The organism is Thalassotalea euphylliae, assembly GCF_003390395.1.
Classification (GTDB): domain Bacteria; phylum Pseudomonadota; class Gammaproteobacteria; order Enterobacterales; family Alteromonadaceae; genus Thalassotalea_F; species Thalassotalea_F euphylliae_C.
Genome location: NZ_QUOV01000001.1, coordinates 3,213,851 through 3,232,297 on the forward strand (window position 1 = coordinate 3,213,851; position 18,447 = coordinate 3,232,297).

Sequence of the window (18,447 nt, forward strand, 5' to 3'; positions counted from 1 at the left end):
TATAGCAACAAGATAAAAACATAGCTGGAGCTTATTATGTCAGTCATCAAAATGAGTGAATTATCGCTGAAAGATCAACGCATACTTATTCGTGAAGACCTCAATGTACCAGTCAAGGACGGCAAGATTACTTCTGATGCCCGTCTTAAAGCTGCCCTGCCAACATTAAAACTGGCGCTAGATGCTGGTGCAAAAGTGATGGTGATGTCTCACTTAGGTCGCCCAACGGAAGGCGAATACGATGAAGCCTTTTCACTGCAACCGGTTGTTGATTACCTAGCCGCTGCACTTGAGCGCCCTGTGCGTCTAGTGAAAGACTACTTAAATGGCGTAGCAGTGGAAGCTGGTGAGCTGGTCGTGTTTGAAAATATTCGCTTTAATGTAGGCGAAAAGAAAAACGATGATGCACTGGCACAAAAATTAGCAGCGCTATGTGATGTTTATGTGATGGATGCCTTTGGCACCGCACACCGCGCTCAAGCCAGTACACATGGTGTCGCTAAATTTGCACCAATTGCTTGTGCAGGTCCATTATTAGCAGGTGAATTAGAGGCACTAGGTAAAGCATTAGACAACCCTGCCCGCCCACTAGTCGCCATTGTTGGTGGTTCAAAAGTATCAACCAAATTAACGGTATTAGATTCCCTATCTAAAGTTGTTGACCAATTAGTTGTTGGCGGTGGTATTGCTAATACCTTTATAGCAGCAGCGGGTCAACAAGTGGGTAAATCGCTGGTTGAGAATGATTTGATTGATGAAGCTAAACGCTTAACCGCAGACGCTCAAGCGAATAATGGTGATATTCCAGTCCCAACTGACGTGGTTGTTGGCAGCGAGTTCTCAGAAACTGCAAAAGCAACATTAAAATCGGTTACTGATGTCGCTGATACTGATATGATCTTCGATATTGGCCCTGATTCAGCAACAGCTTTAGCAGAACTATTAAAATCAGCAGGTACGATTGTTTGGAACGGCCCAGTTGGCGTATTTGAATTTGATCAATTTGGTGAAGGCACTAAAACTATTGCCAATGCGATTGCCGAAAGTGATGCGTTCTCAATTGCTGGTGGCGGCGACACACTAGCGGCAGTTGATAAGTACAATATTGCAGACAAAGTATCCTATATTTCTACAGGTGGCGGTGCGTTTTTAGAATTCCTTGAAGGGAAGAAGTTACCTGCTGTCGCCATATTAGAAGAGCGCGCGAAGAGTTAATTTGGGCTAAAACCGTCTTTGCCCAAACACTATTGATGCTAGCGACACTGCACTATAGAAACAATGCGCTATAGAGACAATGCACTATAGAAACAATGCCCTTTAGAGCAGAGCCGCTGGCAGTTTAAAGTAGACAATCAGTCAATCGAATTTAACAAACACAAATTTTAAAGATAATAAGAGCGAACACCGCCAGTACACGATAAACAATTAATACGGAGCACAACCCATGTCTGAAATTAAGCGTTCAGCCGAACAAAACGCTATGTTAACTAAAGTAAACTCTCAGCAAGGATTTATCGCCGCGCTTGACCAAAGTGGTGGTAGCACGCCAAAAGCGTTAAAGCTTTATGGCGTTGAAGAAAACGAGTACAGCAATGATGAGCAAATGTTTGATATGGTGCACCAAATGCGCACTCGTATCATCACTAACTCAGCATTCACCGGTGAGCGTGTATTAGGTGCAATTTTATTTGAAAATACCCTAGACCGTAGCATCGAAGGTATGCCTAGTGCTCAATATTTATGGCAAGAAAAAAATGTTGTGCCATTTTTGAAAGTTGATAAAGGTTTGGCTGACGAAGCACAAGACGTGCAAGTGATGAAACCAATGCCAGAGCTAGATGCGCTATTGGACAAAGCTGTTGCACAAAATGTTTTCGGTACGAAAATGCGCTCTGTGATCAAAATGGCTAACGCTGATGGCATCGCTGCTGTTGTTGAGCAGCAATTTGCCGTTGCTAAACAAATTATCGCGAAAGGTTTAGTACCCATTATCGAGCCAGAAGTTGATATTAACAGCCCACAAAAAGCTGAAGCGGAAGCGCTATTGCGTGATGAGCTAATCAAACATTTAAATGCACTAGCGGATGATGAGCTAGTGATGTTAAAACTCACGCTACCTTCAGCAGCTAACTTCTACGCTGACTGTGTTGCCCACAAAAACGTTGTAAAGGTTGTTGCATTAAGTGGTGGTTACTCTCGCGAAGAAGCAAACCAAAAAGTGAGCGAAAATTCAGGCATGATCGCTAGCTTCTCTCGTGCATTAACAGAAGGTTTAAGCGCCAAGCATTCAGACGAAGATTTCACAAAGCAATTAGATCAAGGCATTGAAAGTATCTATCAAGCATCAATTGCGTAATCTAGAGCTTATCCAAAGTTAATCTTATTAGCTTTATTGCAAATGCCACCTTTATCGGTGGCATTTTTGTTTGAATAATTTGAAGGTCAACATTAATTCAAACACCTTCACCACGCATAACAGGCACTTTTTCTACTAGAAATCGCATGTTTTAATCGACAACCTATCTACTAGCTCGCTTTTTATACTACCCTTTTACAAACCAGACTATTATCATGGGTTTGGCAGTAATACTTGGATATAATTCACCAATAATAAAAATGGAGTAAAGTTATGGAAAGTATCACTAACTGGATCACTAATAATCAAGAACTAATGATCAGTTTTGGCATTAAACTCGTTGTTGCCATCATCATTCTAATCGTCGGTAAACTCGTTGCCCGCCTTGTGAGCAAAGGGGTTAGTAAAATCCTTGAACATAAATCGGTCGACCAAGCAGTTATTTCATTTGTTGCTAGCCTTGTTTATGGCGTCGGCATCGCGATTGTCTTTATCATCGCCATTTCACACCTAGGTTTTAATACCTCATCACTTGTTGCCATTGTTGGTGCTGCTGGTTTAGCGGTTGGCCTAGCGTTGCAAGGTTCATTATCAAATTTCGCTTCAGGTGTATTGTTGATTAGCTTTAGACCATTTAAAGCAGGTGATTTTGTTGAAGTGGGCGGGGTTGCAGGCATTGTTGAGGAAATACTGATTTTCTCCACTAAATTAAGAACGGGTGACAACAAAACCGTAATCATCCCTAACGGTGCGATTACCAGCGGTACTATTACTAACTATTCAACAAAACCGACACGTCGAATTGATCTCGTGATTGGTGTAAGCTACGACGCAAATTTAGCTGAGGCACGACAAGTAATGGCAGATGTAGTGGCTGCCGATGAACGCATACTTAAAGACCCAGCTGTGACCATTGGTGTATCAGAGCTTGCCGATAGCGCGGTGAACATTGTAGTACGCCCTTGGGTAAAATCAGCCGATTACTGGCCAACTTATTTTGACTTGATGGAGAATATCAAAGTTGCTTTAGATAAGGCAGAGATTGAGATTCCGTACCCTCAAGTATCCTTACATATGAACAAAGAGAACGACAATGAGAAATAACTTAGTTGCGATTGCATTGTGCAGTGTTGGATTTTCCGCTGCTACGTGCGCACAAGAGCAACCTAAAGCCCCTGAACATGAATACAAAGCGTCTGCTGAATTAGGTTTTTTATTTAAAACCGGTAACAGTAAAAGCGGCGATATTAAAACCGCATTTGACTTCGAGCACAAATACGATAAATGGACGAGCTTACTAAAAGCGAACCTTTTATATCGTAAGACAGAAGTTGATGTAGTTGATGATCAGGGCAACACCGATGAAGACTTTGAAACGAGTGATCAAAAGCTAAACATCAACGCACAAACCAATTACGCCATGGAAGCCGACGGTAAAAACTACATGTACGGCAGTGTGGGTTATATTGACGATCGCTTCAGTAGCTTTGACTACCAAGCAACAGTTTCTGCTGGTTGGGGTAAAAAGTGGTATGAAACAGAGAAGTCTTCATTGTTTGCCGATATTGGTCCAGGTTTTAAGCGCGATCGCTTAAGAATAACAGACACACAAGCAGCTGAGAATGAAGATGCCTTTATTGTACAGGCTCAAGCCTTATACACACGTAGCATTAATGAACATGTAGAGTTTAAGCAAATTTTACGTGCTTCACAGGCCTTTGGCAGCGATGAAAACAGTGTCTACCGCGCTGAAACTTCAATCACTACCAAACTGATTGAAACATTAGCCATGAAGTTTTCGTTTATTGTCGACCACAACACTGAAGTTGACGAAGGTAAAGACAAAACAGATACAGAAACCGCTATTACCTTAGTATACAGTTTCTAATGAAAGCGAAAGCTAGCGGCTTTCTTCAAACCTTAAAAAGCCTAACTCACTCTGAGTTAGGCTTTTTTTATTATATATGTTTGTATATCTAAGCTTTAATAGAAACTAAATCGCGCTTGTCTAAGAGCTAGCAGTTAAGAGCTAAGTGTTAAGAACTAAGAGCTAAACTTTAAACTGTAAACTTAATTGATTTAGCTGTGCTGCTACTTCGCTAATACTCTGGCTAGCCGCGGTGACTTGATTAGCACTTGCCGAGTTTTCATAAGCAACGTCATTAATCACCGTTATATTCTGGTTAATCTCTTCACAAACGCCAGCCTGTTGCTCAACAGCGCTGGCGATTAGTTCCGACATCTGCAAAATATTGTCAATTTCTTGATGAATAGTATTAATCGCTTCGCCCGTTAAGTTCGCATTATTGAGCGTGTTGTCAGCAGTTGTATGGCTTGTCGCCATCACTTTTACCGCCTGCTGTGAAGATGATTGTAGATTACTGATCATCTCTTCAATGCTTTTGGTCGACTCTTGCGTTTTCTCGGCCAGGGTACGTACTTCATCAGCAACAACAGCAAAGCCACGACCTTGCTCTCCCGCCCGCGCAGCCTCTATCGCAGCATTCAAAGCCAACAAGTTTGTTTGCTCTGCTATACCACGAATAACTTCTAGTACCGCACTGATATTATGAGACTCCTGCTCTAAGGCAAGAATAACATTGTGAGCTTCACCAATTTCCTGATCTAACTGGTTAATGTCTGTAATGGTATGTTGTAACTGTTGATTCGAATGACCTGACTGCTGCTGAGCATTGTGCACCGATGTCGCCACTTGTGACGCATTGTTAGCAACTTCACTAATACTCGCTGACATTTCCTGAATAGCAGTTGCTAACTGCTCGATTTTCTTTTGTTGCTCAGCAAGGTTATTCGACGCTTGCAAGCTAGCAACACTGCACTCCTCAGAAGAGCTTGCCAAACTATTACTATCATCAACAATTTCACTGATCATCGCCTGTAAACGCAGAGACATTTTATTCATGGCCAAGTAGACACCGCTTGCAGAATCACCTTGCTCAAATTCAATCGTTAAATCGCCATCTGCTATGGTGTTGGCAATATCGACCATATCATTTGGCTCTCCTCCTAATGGTTTCGTCACCGTTTTTGCCACATAAATTGCGGTAGCAATAACCACTAGCACACAGACCAAAATCACCAATGAGATAGTAAAATAAAGCTCGTCTATTGCTGCAAATGCCTCAGCCACATCTATTTCAGAAAGTAGCGCCCAACGAATACCGTGAATATCAATTGGTGTATATGCAGAAAGCACAGGGTTACCGTTATAATCAATAATCTCTTGTGTGCCACTATTACCAGCAATGGCAAGTTTAGCGGCTTTGGTATCAACGCCGTTATTACGGACATTCCCAGCAAAAGAAGCTATCACCGAATGCCCTTGTGGATCTAAGTAGGAGTCTGAGCGCATCAGAAGATCACTGCCCACTAGATAAGTTTCCCCAGTCTCCCCCATACCAGAGCGTTGTTGCATAATTTGGTTAATACTGTCGATCGACAGTTGCAAGGCAATGACAACCGATTCGCCGTTAATTTGAACTGCTAAGCTAATAAAGCTGGCTGGTTCATTATTACTAGGGGCATAGCGGCTAAAATCTTCCATCGCGAATGCGTGGTGATTTATGCTCGTGTTAAATGCCTTTCCTAGACCTGAATTAGCATAGGGGCCAGTGATCAAGTTAGATTGATAGTCAGCCTCTTTAGTGACGCTATAAAACACATCACCATTTTTATCGACAAGAAAAAAGTCGTAATAGCCATAAGATTGAATGAAACCTGAAAAGTAATCGTGATGCTGATGTGCAGCTTCTGCCAAGGTTAATTGGGAAGATGACAATAACTTACTAACGCTTCTTGCCAGTACTTCAATATCCCCCTTACGTTCATTGAAATAGCTAGTGACTTGAGCGGTTTTAATATCTCTAACGGCAGTGAGCTGAGCAAATGCTTGTTGTTCAATTGACTGGCTCGCGACGTAAGTAGAAGTAATACCTATAATCAGTGACGGTAGTAATGCTATAAGTAAGAAGGTAATGATAAGTTTATTTTTTAACTTCATCGTTAATCCCTGTCGGATGAGTAACCACGTGTATTAGTGTAGTTGGTAACTGTTGATAATTAGCGATAGGTTCTCGCCAATTATCAAATGATAATTAGTCGCACTAACTTTACCAGCATTTCCTGACTAACTGGTCAGATATTCACATTCTTAAAAGGACTAAACATATAGCATTAGGTTATTGCAAGATATGACTTTTCTCCTATGGTTAAGATAGACTTAGCCACGTATATTTCATTCACCACACATACATTAATTTCAAAGAGGATAAAAATAATGAGTAATCTAGTCCCTCAGGTCACTTTTAAAACCCGCGTTCGCGACGAGGCCGTTGGTGGCGAAAACCCATTCCGTTGGCAAGATGTTTCTACTGATGATATTTTTGCCGGTAAAAGCGTTGTTATTTTTTCACTACCGGGTGCATTCACTCCAACATGTTCAAGCACTCACTTACCAGGTTACGAAGCTAACTTTGACAAGCTACAAGCATTAGGCGTTGATGATGTGTACTGCTTAAGCGTTAACGATGCCTTTACAATGTACCAATGGGCACAGCGCTTAGGCGCAGATAAGGTCAAAATGTTACCTGACGGTAACGGAGATTTTACTCGCTTAATGGGTATGTTAGTGAAGAAAGAAAACCTAGGCTTTGGTGATCGCTCGTGGCGTTATTCAATGCATGTGGTTGATGGCGAAATCAAACAAATGTTTGTTGAGCCAGGCAAAATGGATAACTGCCCTACTGACCCATTTGAAGTGAGTGATGTTGATACTATGCTTGCCTATCTAAGCAAGTAATAGACATAAAGCAAGCAATAAACATAGTGTAGTTAAATAACACGTTTATTTAACTACACAAATAAAAAACAAATAAAAAGAAGCCACTTAGCGGTTGGGAGCTAGCGGCTTCTTTGACTACTTAACTGATTGTTAGGCTCAGCGTGTTGAACATGCTGAGCTTATTTCTTCTAAGTTCTAGATTAGAACTGGTTCATGGTGTTGTCTTTACCACCAGCTTTTAATGCAGCTTCACCAGCGAAGTATTCTTTGTGATCATCACCGATATCAGAACCTGCCATGTTTTGGTGTTTAACACACGCGATACCTTGGCGGATTTCTTTACGCTGTACACCTTTCACGTAACCTAGCATACCTTGCTCACCGAAGTACTCTTTCGCTAAGTTATCAGTTGATAACGCCGCAGTATGGTAAGTAGGAAGTGTGATTAGGTGATGGAAAATACCCGCTTCACGTGCTGCATCAGCTTGGAAGGTACGGATTTTCTCATCAGCTGCCGCTGATAATTCGCTATCGTCATACTCAGCGCTCATTAAGTTAGCACGCTCGTAAGCTGATACATCTTTACCTTCTTCAGACCAAGCATCGAATACTTGCTGACGGAAGTTTAATGTCCAGTTGAATGAAGGCGAGTTGTTGTATACAAGCTTCGCGTTTGGCACAACTTCACGGATGCGGTTAACCATGCCACCGATTTGACCAACGTGTGGCTTCTCAGTTTCAATCCAAAGTAAGTCAGCACCGTTTTGTAGTGAAGTAATACAGTCAAGTACACAGCGATCTTCACCAGTACCTTGACGGAATTGGAATAAGTTACTTGGTAAGCGCTTAGGACGAAGTAGCTTGCCGCCACGGTTGATAACAACATCACCGTTCGCCATGTTCGCTACATCAACTTCTTCACAGTCAAGGAAAGAGTTATATTGGTCGCCTAAATCGCCTGGCTCAGTTGTGTAAGCGATTTGCTTAGTTAGGCCAGCACCTAAAGAGTCAGTACGAGCAACAATAACACCGTCGTCAACACCAAGCTCTAAGAATGCGTAACGAACTGCGCGGATTTTTGCTAAGAAGTCTTCGTGTGGCACCGTAACTTTACCGTCTTGGTGACCACATTGCTTCTCGTCAGACACTTGGTTTTCGATTTGGATACAACAAGCACCCGCTTCAATCATGCGCTTAGCAAGTAAGTAAGTTGCTTCAGCGTTACCAAAACCTGCATCGATATCTGCAATAATTGGCACAACATGCGTTACATGGTTGTCGATCTTGTCTTGGATTTCAGCAGCTTTAGCGCTGTCACCTGCTTCACGAGCATCATCTAATTCGCGGAATAAACCACCTAACTCACGCGCATCTGCTTGGCGTAAGAAGGTGTAAAGCTCTTCGATAAGACCAGCTACAGAAGTTTTCTCATGCATTGACTGATCAGGTAATGGGCCGAAGTCTGAGCGAAGTGCTGCAACCATCCAACCAGAGAGGTATAGGTAGCGACGGTCAGTGTTTTCGAAGTGCTTTTTAATCGAAATCATTTTTTGCTGACCGATGAAACCGTGCCAACAACCTAATGATTGAGTGTACTGGCTAGGGTCTTTGTCATATGCTTCCATATCTTTGCGCATGATCGACGCAGTGTATTTCGCAATGTCTAAACCGGTTTTGAATTGGTTTTGTAAACGCATACGCGCTGCATACTCAGGGCTAATAGCATCCCAACCTTGGTTTTGAGTTGCTTTTAAGCTTGCTAATTGCTCGATGTTTTCATTGTAGCTAGACATAGGTATACCCTTCTCTTCTGTCTGTTAAATTCTTTACTGCGTTAATTGTTGTTCTTAACGCTTGCTAACCATCCTATGCCACCAACAACCAATCATCATAATTTATACATTTTATCACTATCATTCACATGATTTATTAAAAGAATGATTAGATCAATCTAAGGCATACCATAAAAGAATAGCACTAGATTTCATTCAGGTGTTTACAAACGAAAACAAGACAAATATATTCAGTAGAAATAACAAACCCCAAAAGGATATATTTGGTGAATATTTCTAAAATAGATCTAAATTTACTTATCTACTTAGATGTTCTGTTGCGCGAGAAAAACGTAACGCGAGCAGCGAGTCAGCTTAATATCACTCAACCTGCCATGAGTAATGGTTTAAAGCGTTTGCGCAACCTGTTTAACGATCCGATCTTAGTGAGAACATCTGATGGTATGGTGCCAACCGAACGTGCCCGCTCATTGTCGCCAGTTATCCGAAAAATTCTATTGGAATTAGAAGAAGCGCTGCAAGGTGAAGAAGATTTTAATCAAGAGCACAGTCAACGTGTGTTTCGTATCATGGCGAGCGATTACGCCGCTTCAACTTTACTTCCTAAGCTTTTGAAAAAAATTAATAAAATCGCCCCCAATGTCACTATGGATATCATGACCCCGAGTGACGTTAACTTCCATGACGTGGAAGCTGGCAAAATTGATATGGCGATCAACCGCTTTGACGAGTTGCCACAATCCTTCCATCAAAAAACGGTGTGGCGCGACAGCTTCTCTTGCTTACTGAGCGCTGACAACGAGGTGGTCACTAAATTCAACCTTAACAGTTACTTAGCCTCAAAACATGTTTGGGTGTCGAAAACAGGCTTTGGTGTCGGTGTCGGTATGGATCCTAAAGACGTGCAAAAGCTAGGCTGGGTAGATGAAGCGTTAGCACGTCTTGGTAAAAAACGTGATATCAAAGTATTCACACGTAACTATCACGTTGCGATGCAATTGGCTTATGAAGACGATTTAATTGCCACCTTACCAACGAAGGCTGCACTGCTACACAAAGACGATGCAAACTTTACTATCGTAAAACCGCCATTTGATATTCCAGACATTGAGCTGAAGATGATTTGGAGTCCACTGCTGCATCATGATGCTAGCCATATTTGGTTCCGTGGGCTGGTAATGGAAGCAGCTGCAGACTGCTGATGTTATTAGTTGACTAAGTTGTAATGAAAGCGCAGTAAGATCATCATGTAAGCTCGCGCTTTCACTAAAAAAGAGTATGACTAGCAGAAATAACACCATATTTAGCAAGCTAAATATAATTAACTAGAATACCAAAGATAATAATCAAAAATAAAAGTTATAAAAGAAACCACAACAAGCTTAAGTCATTGTAATAAATAACTTTTAAGTATTTACTCAGTTAAAATAGCAAGATTATATTTCGTACATTTATATTTAAGCCCTTGCGATTATAACCTTGAGTGAATAGATTTTATAATCATCAATAAATAGAAGTGATGTTACCGCCATGAGTGAACGAATTTCCCAATTTGGTTTACAAGTTTCAAAAGAGCTTAACCAATTCATCGAACAACAAGTATTACCGTTAACCCAATACAACGCAGAGCAATTTTGGCAACAAGCTGCCGACATTATCCACGACCTAGCGCCAAAGAATAAACAGCTGCTAGAAAAACGTGATGCGCTGCAGTCACAAATTGATCAGTGGCACCAAGAAAATAGCTACAGCGCTGACACCTTTGCTGACTACAAAGCGTTTCTAACCGATATTGGCTACATCGAGCCTGTGGTTGAAGACTTTAGTGTCGATACAGAAAATGTAGACGCTGAGCTTGCCACGATGGCGGGTCCGCAACTTGTTGTACCTATTATGAATGCGCGCTTTGCGCTAAACGCAGTAAACGCACGCTGGGGCAGCTTGTACGATGCGCTTTATGGTTCTGATCTTATTCCTGCAGAAAAGGATCAAGTAAAAGGCTACGACCCGGTACGCGGCGCAAAAGTTATCACGTTTGCAAAAGACTTTTTAGATAAGCAATTACCATTAGTTTCCGGTAGCCACGCTGACGCCAAACAATATCAAGTGGAAGGCGAGCAAGTTGTGGTTACGTTAGCCGATGGTAGCCAAACTCAGCTACAAACAGCTAGCGCATTTGTGGGCCAAGCACAGCATTCTGATAGCTTCCACAGCTACTTGTTCAAACACAATCAACTTCTGATTGAACTTTGTTTTGATCAGTCAAGCCCAATTTCACAGCAAGACCCAGCGCAACTATCAGACATTTTGCTAGAATCCGCATTAACCACCATTATGGATTGTGAAGACTCGGTTGCTGCGGTTGATGCCGCCGATAAAGTGCTGGCTTACAGTAACTGGTTAGGTTTAATCAAAGGCGATTTAACCGAAGAAATCTCAAAAGGCGGCAAAACCACCACTCGCCGTATGAATCAAGACAAACAATTTGTTGGTGCCAACGGCGAACCATTGTCGGTGAAAGCCCGCAGCGTTATGTTCGTGCGCAACGTTGGTCACTTGATGACGAACAACGCCATTTTGGATAAAGACGGCCAAGAAGTACCAGAAGGCATTTTGGACGCGATTGTTACCAGCTTGATTGCAAGTCTAGATGTTCAAGGTGAATTTGCGGGTCAAAACAGTCAGCAAGGCTCTATCTATATCGTTAAACCCAAAATGCATGGTAGCGAAGAAGTAGCGTTTGCTAATGAGCTATTTGGCCGTGTGGAAGCGATGCTGTCATTACCAGCCAATACCATCAAAATGGGTATTATGGATGAAGAGCGCCGCACCAGTTTGAATTTGAAAAACTGTATTTACCAAGCGAAATCACGTGTCGTGTTTATCAACACCGGCTTCCTTGACCGAACTGGTGACGAAATTCATACCTCGATGTTAGCAGGACCAATGACGCGCAAGAATGATATCAAGCTAACCCAGTGGATTGGTGCTTACGAGCAAAACAATGTAGATGTTGGCTTAAGCTGTGGCTTAAGTGGTAAAGCGCAAATTGGTAAAGGTATGTGGCCGGTGCCAGATAACATGAAAGATATGTATGAAGCTAAAATTGGTCATGTGCAATCGGGTGCAAATACCGCTTGGGTACCATCGCCAACAGCAGCAACCATTCATGCGCTGCACTACCATGAAATTAGTGTTGCTGACCTACAGCAAACACTAAAATCACGCACACCAGCGAGCATTGACGATATCTTAAAAATTCCACTAGCGGAATCAACTGACTGGAGTGAAGCAGAGATCACCCAAGAATTAGATAACAACGCCCAAGGTATTTTAGGTTATGTAGTTCGCTGGATAGATCAAGGTGTTGGCTGTTCAAAAGTGCCAGATATCAATGATGTCGGTCTAATGGAAGACAGAGCAACACTACGTATTTCTAGCCAACATATTGCTAACTGGTTAAAACACGATATTTGTACTGAAGCCCAAGTCATGGCGAGTATGCAGAAAATGGCGAAAGTGGTTGATCAGCAAAACCAAGCAGATCCACTTTATGTTGCGATGGCGGATAATTTTGATACGAGCATCGCCTTTAAAGCAGCATGTGATTTAGTGTTCAAGGGTGATGTACAACCTTCAGGATATACTGAACCATTGCTACACCACTACCGCCAAGTTCATAAGTCAGCCTAGTTATATCGCTGACTCACTAGGCTACAAGGTAAAACAAATAGTGAGTTAGACAAGGCTATACAAAGCAGCTTGTGCGATTAAACGCCTAAAAAATGCCGAGCAACTGCTCGGCATTTTCATATTGGCTAGCAACAACTTTGTTCTGACTAACAATTTAGTCAGGCTAATTTTCAAGTTCACTTTGCAAATTTACCTTGTAAAGCCTTCCAACAAAATCTTCAAACAAAGCCATACAACAAGCAGAACTAGTACTAATCGCAATAGCCCTCCAAAACTATTTGTCATAGAAATAACTTTTTTGGCAACAGTCAGTTGTTTTAGAGTTTTTTACGCCAGCAAGTTACTAAGTTGAACTAATAACAGGTTAATACGTCAAAGCATTGCCCGAGAGTTTTTCGTGCTAGTAGGCTGTCTAATGAGTAAGCTTTTAGCAGCAGTTAACCCTATAAAGTTAACTAACTGTTAATATAAAATTTAAATTCGCTGCTTATCTCAACAACATTGCCGTTCATCCCATAGGGCTCGCGCAATCAGTCGTAACAATTTATAGTAAAATGGTGCAGTTTAGTTACATACGCAGGTATTTTTTACTGCCTAATGCATTACGTGACAAAGTTATTACGTTACAGAGTTATTAACACAATAGAATCTTTTTAACATTGGGTTAGAGGATGAGACGATGAACAACAAACTTAAAGGAATTACCAGCGCAATTGCGTTAAGTACAATCGGTTTATGTTTTGCTGTTTCACATGCCGCTCCAACCATCAGTGATAAAGAAGAAGACAAATATTTTGTTATCAAAAAAGTGTCGATAACTACCGCTCCTGTTATTTCTGCCAACAAGCATTTCGACGCGCTGCGCGGTGTAGAATCATCAACGCTGTTTCAACGTGAAGTGTTTGCTCAAATGTTCGATAAACCACTTGTTCGCATTCCGCTAGACCAGCAACATATCGCTGATAGCCAAGTCGCAAAATCTAAGCCGCAAAAAACCAACGACTTTTTTGCATTAGCAACTGTGTTGAATGACAAATTACAGCAACTTATTGCTAAATTTACCCAGAGTTCACCTAGTTATTCAGTGAACGAGGAAGGGGTTATGGCGCTAAACAAGCAATCAAATGAAACCTGTAACGTAAAAAAAGCACGTTTTTAAAACTAATTCATTTAAAACCAGCTTCCCCAGCGGTACTAGCTCAGCAGATACATTTATAAAAAAAGTTCATAAAGAAATTCATAAAAAAGGCCACGCATTTGCGTGGCCTTTTGCTTTCGATTAAACCGCCCTAGACGTTTAAAACTGATACGCACTACTCTTTTTCAGTAATTGTGCGGTGCTAATTTTATCGGTAGCACAGCCATTAATATCTCGTTTGCTGAACACGTGAATTTTATCTTGATAATGTCGGCCAACTCTATCGCCACCTGACTTCAACACCACAGTGACATACTGCCCTTTTGGTAATGCTTTAAGGCCATTACCATACAAACATAACGCTTCGGCAATTTCACCGCTCAGCTGGGTAAAATAGCTTTGGCGTGCCTGTTCAGACTTTTTGGCGGATTCCGCTTGCTTTACGCGAAATTCTTGACCGCGCTTGGCGAGCGCCTGCTTGCTCTCTAGTAACGCTTTCTTCTGTTTTTCTAATTGTTTTTGCTTTTCTTTTAGCTCCGCTTTCTGTTCTTTGTCAGCACGGCGTATTTGAAATTCTACGTCGCGGTTTTCACGTTCTACATCCCTTAACTCATAAACAATATCGCGCTCTTCTTCACGCAAGTCGCGATACACCTCGCGCTCATCACGATGAATTTCAATCACCCGTTCATAAGCACGTGAAGCCGTCTCCATTGCTTTTGCCACTTCCCGTTCAACATCTATATTAGGGTACTCGTCAGCCACTTCGGCAACGGTGGCTTCAATATCGGCAATTTGATCTGGCGATAAAAGCGTAATTGGTGGTGCTGGTGGCACAGGTGGTACCGAAACTTGAAAGTTATAACTTCCCCAACTTCCTCTGCTGCTCTTGGACCTAACGGTAAACATCACACCTTGTTTTTGTAGATAGGTACTTTCAATACCGGATAATTTAACCGATTGTTTCGCTTTGCCAGTAGTGATCGACGATTCAATAATATTACTCATAATATCAAGCTGCTTGTGGAGCTGCTCATAGTTGACGTCTGCGGCGGTGGCAAGGTTTGCGGTTAAGGCACTCGACACTAACATTGCTAATTTTTTCATCGTAATTTCCTCGCTTAATTAGCCCAGTTAGCAGGCTGCATTGTGGTTGTTTGATTGATAAAGGTGCTTTGCTGTAACAAGGCATCTTCAAGTTGTTGAAACCGTATACGCTGATCTAGCGCATCATCATTACGCTGGGCGTTAACAAACTGAATAAAGTCGCTAATATCTTCTTTTCGCTCTTGTCTTGAGGTTTCAAGAATATAGCTAGCAAGTTGTAGGTTGCTCTGCTGCTGTTTATCGCTCAATTCATTGGTAAAGTTGGCTAGGGCAAGCTGCTGACTTTGCTGATATTGGTTAAGCTTGTCGTCAACTAACTTATTAACGCGCTCGGTAACTTGGTTTTCAATCACCTCGGGGTCAACCTCGGACTTGCCAAAGGTCAATAACATACCTTGGTCACTGACTGTGAATTGCACATTGAACAACACTAAAGCCATGGCAAAACAAGAAAATGCCATTGATAACACGGGTAAACCACTCCACTGCCACCATTTGTGACTAGTATGTTGATTATCCATGTCCATCACTGCCGTGCGATCCCAGTTAGGAACCTTTTTTGGCGCTTCCTGACTGGCTAAATATTCCACGTATTTAGCCGTTGCAATATGCTGTTTCATTGCGCTCTCGTGTGCGTGATTATTCTCAAACTCGGCAGCTTGCTCGGGCGACAGTTGCTTGTCGAGCCAATTTTCAAATTGCTTATCTTCGAATTGATCAGATTTATCATGCGGCGACATCTTCCACCTCCAAATAATCTTTCAGTTTATCAAGGGCACTGTACAGTCGAGACTTGGCGGTATTGGTTGATATGCCCAGTTGCTGTGCAATTTCCTCAAAGGTGAATTGCTGAAAAAACTTCATCTCCACCATAATTTTTTGATTAAATGCCAAACGCTGCATCGCTTGATGCAATGCTTGGCTCTGCTGTCCCTGAGTAAGCCCAGTATCTAAACAAGCATCTTGGCTTTCATCTACTTGCTCAGGCACATCATCGATCGACTGCAGTGGCCTTTTCTTTCGATAATATTCAATGCAACGGTAGTGGGCAATTTTAAACAACCAGCCCTTAAATGGGCTGTCGCCACGAAACGTACTTAAATTACGGTAAACCGCAATAAATATATCCTGCATTAAATCCATAGCATCATCTGGATGATTGACCATGCGATAGGCGTAGTTATAAATGCCACTTTCGTAGCGCTTTACTAAACTCGCCCACGCAGATTTTTTCCCTTTGAGTGCTTGCTTGATGAGCGACTCATCGCTTCGTTCGAACACTTATCTTCCTGCGATATATTGGCTTTGTTATTTAATAAGGTAGAGGCAAGCATATAAAAAGTTTGAAAATAATTTAAATTTTTAAACTTTTTTATTTTTTGTTTTTCTTATTTTCCTAATATTGGCTAAGAGCACTTTATTGCAGGCACAAAAAAACCGCTTAGCAAGCAAACTCACTAAGCGGTTTTTAAATGGGTTTATTTGTGTTTGGTTTTAGCCTAGTGAGCTAGATAAAATCCAGAAGAACACAATTGATAAACCTGCACCTACTGGTAGGGTAATAACCCAAGATACGACGATATTGCGTACCACACCTAAGTTAATTGCTGCGATACCACGTGCCATACCAACACCTAATACAGCACCAACTAATGTTTGCGTTGTTGAAATTGGTAAGCCAGTACCTGAAGCGATAACAACCGTACATGCCGCCGCTAATTCAGCAGCGAAACCTCGGCTTGGTGTTAAGTGAGTAATACCTTTACCGATAGTGGCGATAACGCGATGACCGAAAATCGCAAGACCGGCAACAATACCTAAACCACCTAAAGGTAGAATCCACCACTCTAGTGCAGCTTTCTTAACAATTTGACCTTCATTGCCAACAATACTAACAACAGCCGCTAGTGGGCCAATAGCGTTAGCAACATCGTTTGAACCATGGGCAAATGCCATACAACAAGCAGTAATAACCATTAATACGGCAAACACTTTTTCAACGTTAACGTAGTGGCTTTGCTTGTCAGCCGTTTCATCAAACTTGATGCGTGCGATAAAGAATTTACCCACTATTGCAACGATTGCCGCAACGGCAACAGCATAGACATAACCTTCAACAGTACCTACGTCTAAACCAATGTGCTTCAAACCTTTTTTGATGGTTACTAGCGATAATACGAAGCCCGCTAAGAACATGTATAACGGTACCCAACGCTTAGCTTGGCGAAGTGGTTGTTCAGTATCAAAAATGAGTTTTTGTGCACTGTTGAAGATAAGGAATGCAATCACACCAGATAGCAATGGCGTAACAATCCAACTACCAACAATGCCACCTACTTTGCCCCATACAACCGTGTCCATGCTAACACCAATCGCGGCAAAGCCAATGATAGCGCCAACAATAGAGTGCGTTGTAGAGACCGGCCAGCCTAGTGCTGATGCAACCAATAACCAAGTTGCCGCAGCTAACAGTGCTGAAATCATACCGTAGACAAGTAAATGAGGAATATCAGTAAAGTAAGACGGGTCGATAATCCCTTTACGAATCGTTGATGTGACTTCACCACCGGCTAAGTAAGCACCAGCGAATTCAAACACCATCGCGATAATAATCGCTTGCTTAATGGTTAGTGCTTTTGAACCAACCGAAGTACCCATGGCATTAGCTACGTCGTTCGCACCAATACCCCAAGCCATAAAAAAGCCGACAATAGCGGCGATCATGACCAACATTGGGCCATGTGTAATTAAAATGTCCATTAAAACGAACCTTAGTTTTTCGCTAATAAAATTTCTAAACGAGCACCAACACGCTCAGCTAAATCGGCTAGATCGCCGACCCATTCGATGATTTGATAAAGAAACATCACATCAACTGGGTTTAAGTCTTTTTCGATCGCTAGCAGTCCTGTACGCAAACCAATTTGCATTGAGTCTGTGTCGTCCTCAATTTCATCAAGCTTGTGGATCATTTTTTCAACTAAATCGACTTCACGGCCTCTAAAGCCCGTTTCTAATAAGTCATCCAATTCATTAATCGCGTCAGCCGCCATATCAATGGCATCTAAACAACGCGCTAAATATTTGAAAAAGTCGTTCTCTAAGTCAGCAGGAATAGACAATTCTCGACCGATAACACGACCAGAAATATCTTTTGCTTTATTGGCAATGCGATCTTGCTGAGTAAGTAGCTCTAATAAGTCAGCACGGTCAACAGGCATAAATAAGCCACCTGGTAACTCTAAACGTAACTGTCTTTTTAGTGCATCGGCATCCTTTTCAAGTTGCGAAATTTCTTTGCGCATCTTCGCCGCTCGGTCCCAATCCTTGGCCTTTACCGCATCAAAAAACGGATGTAACTGGCGAGCACACTTATTCACGATGCGAATGTGTTTCTCCAGCGGTTTAATTGGTGATTTAGCAAATACACCTAGTATTGAATTGTTCGGCATAGTCTTATGTCCCGGATACAAATCTCTGTTTTATTTTTCGACGCGGATTCTAGCTGAATGTCCACCATTTGCAACTAATTCCACCATTTTAGTTGACCAATCAGTCA

14 protein-coding genes and 1 pseudogene are annotated in these 18,447 nt (G+C 41.9%); 8 read left to right on the forward strand and 7 right to left on the reverse strand.

Going from position 1 to position 18,447, the window contains the following annotated elements; genetic code table 11:
* Positions 1 to 36: 36 nt before the first annotated feature.
* The 4 genes from DXX92_RS14295 to DXX92_RS14310 all read left to right on the forward strand — a co-directional run bounded on the left by DXX92_RS14295 (position 37) and on the right by DXX92_RS14310 (position 4,244).
* Positions 37 to 1,215: a phosphoglycerate kinase gene (locus DXX92_RS14295; protein WP_116001051.1), complete on the forward strand. Its 1,179-nt coding sequence runs from the start codon at positions 37 to 39 to the stop codon at positions 1,213 to 1,215.
* A 229-nt stretch (positions 1,216 to 1,444) separates the two neighbouring features.
* Entirely contained in the window at positions 1,445 to 2,356 is a 912-nt protein-coding gene (locus tag DXX92_RS14300; RefSeq protein ID WP_116001052.1) for a fructose bisphosphate aldolase, read from the forward strand.
* Between the two features lie 273 nt (positions 2,357 to 2,629).
* Positions 2,630 to 3,460 carry a mechanosensitive ion channel family protein gene (locus tag DXX92_RS14305; protein WP_116001053.1) on the forward strand — a complete coding sequence of 277 codons (831 nt, stop codon included), beginning with the start codon at positions 2,630 to 2,632 and terminating at the stop codon, positions 3,458 to 3,460.
* Complete coding sequence (locus DXX92_RS14310; protein WP_116001054.1) at positions 3,450 to 4,244, forward strand: DUF481 domain-containing protein; 795 nt, start codon at positions 3,450 to 3,452, stop codon at positions 4,242 to 4,244. The genes DXX92_RS14305 and DXX92_RS14310 overlap by 11 nt, the downstream gene beginning before the upstream one ends.
* A gap of 162 nt (positions 4,245 to 4,406) precedes the next feature.
* Here DXX92_RS14310 and DXX92_RS14315 read toward each other — a convergent pair whose 3' ends face one another.
* Complete coding sequence (locus DXX92_RS14315) at positions 4,407 to 6,377, reverse strand: methyl-accepting chemotaxis protein (protein WP_116001055.1); 1,971 nt, start codon at positions 6,375 to 6,377, stop codon at positions 4,407 to 4,409.
* Positions 6,378 to 6,653: 276 nt separating this feature from the next.
* On the opposite strand from DXX92_RS14315, the pseudogene DXX92_RS14320 reads away from it, so the two are divergent.
* Positions 6,654 to 7,169: pseudogene (locus tag DXX92_RS14320) on the forward strand (peroxiredoxin); the annotation flags it as partial.
* Between the two features lie 188 nt (positions 7,170 to 7,357).
* Here DXX92_RS14320 and DXX92_RS14325 read toward each other — a convergent pair.
* Positions 7,358 to 8,950, reverse strand: coding sequence for an isocitrate lyase (locus DXX92_RS14325; protein WP_116001057.1), 1,593 nt, complete (start codon positions 8,948 to 8,950; stop codon positions 7,358 to 7,360).
* A gap of 266 nt (positions 8,951 to 9,216) precedes the next feature.
* On the opposite strand from DXX92_RS14325, the gene DXX92_RS14330 reads away from it, so the two are divergent.
* From DXX92_RS14330 to DXX92_RS14340, 3 genes are all read left to right on the forward strand, one after another.
* On the forward strand, positions 9,217 to 10,152 hold the full coding sequence (locus DXX92_RS14330) for a LysR family transcriptional regulator (protein ID WP_116001058.1): 936 nt from the start codon (positions 9,217 to 9,219) through the stop codon (positions 10,150 to 10,152).
* Between the two features lie 328 nt (positions 10,153 to 10,480).
* Entirely contained in the window at positions 10,481 to 12,643 is a 2,163-nt protein-coding gene (locus DXX92_RS14335; RefSeq protein ID WP_116001059.1) for a malate synthase G, read from the forward strand.
* A 679-nt stretch (positions 12,644 to 13,322) separates the two neighbouring features.
* A complete protein-coding gene (locus DXX92_RS14340) occupies positions 13,323 to 13,802 on the forward strand; it encodes a hypothetical protein (RefSeq protein ID WP_116001060.1) in 480 nt (159 codons plus the stop codon).
* A 138-nt stretch (positions 13,803 to 13,940) separates the two neighbouring features.
* On the opposite strand, the gene DXX92_RS14345 is transcribed toward DXX92_RS14340, so the two are convergent.
* From DXX92_RS14345 to DXX92_RS14365, 5 genes are all read right to left on the reverse strand, one after another.
* Complete coding sequence (locus tag DXX92_RS14345; RefSeq protein WP_116001061.1) at positions 13,941 to 14,888, reverse strand: hypothetical protein; 948 nt, start codon at positions 14,886 to 14,888, stop codon at positions 13,941 to 13,943.
* Positions 14,889 to 14,902: 14 nt separating this feature from the next.
* Complete coding sequence (locus DXX92_RS14350) at positions 14,903 to 15,628, reverse strand: hypothetical protein (RefSeq protein ID WP_116001062.1); 726 nt, start codon at positions 15,626 to 15,628, stop codon at positions 14,903 to 14,905.
* Complete coding sequence (locus tag DXX92_RS14355) at positions 15,615 to 16,169, reverse strand: RNA polymerase sigma factor (RefSeq protein WP_116001063.1); 555 nt, start codon at positions 16,167 to 16,169, stop codon at positions 15,615 to 15,617. Before DXX92_RS14355 ends, DXX92_RS14350 begins: the two co-directional genes overlap by 14 nt.
* Before the next feature lie 213 nt (positions 16,170 to 16,382).
* Positions 16,383 to 17,648: an inorganic phosphate transporter gene (locus DXX92_RS14360; RefSeq protein WP_116001064.1), complete on the reverse strand. Its 1,266-nt coding sequence runs from the start codon at positions 17,646 to 17,648 to the stop codon at positions 16,383 to 16,385.
* 11 nt (positions 17,649 to 17,659) lie between these two features.
* Positions 17,660 to 18,340 (reverse strand): TIGR00153 family protein, encoded by a 681-nt coding sequence (locus tag DXX92_RS14365; RefSeq protein WP_116001065.1) that lies wholly within the window; start codon positions 18,338 to 18,340, stop codon positions 17,660 to 17,662.
* Positions 18,341 to 18,447 lie beyond the last annotated feature (107 nt).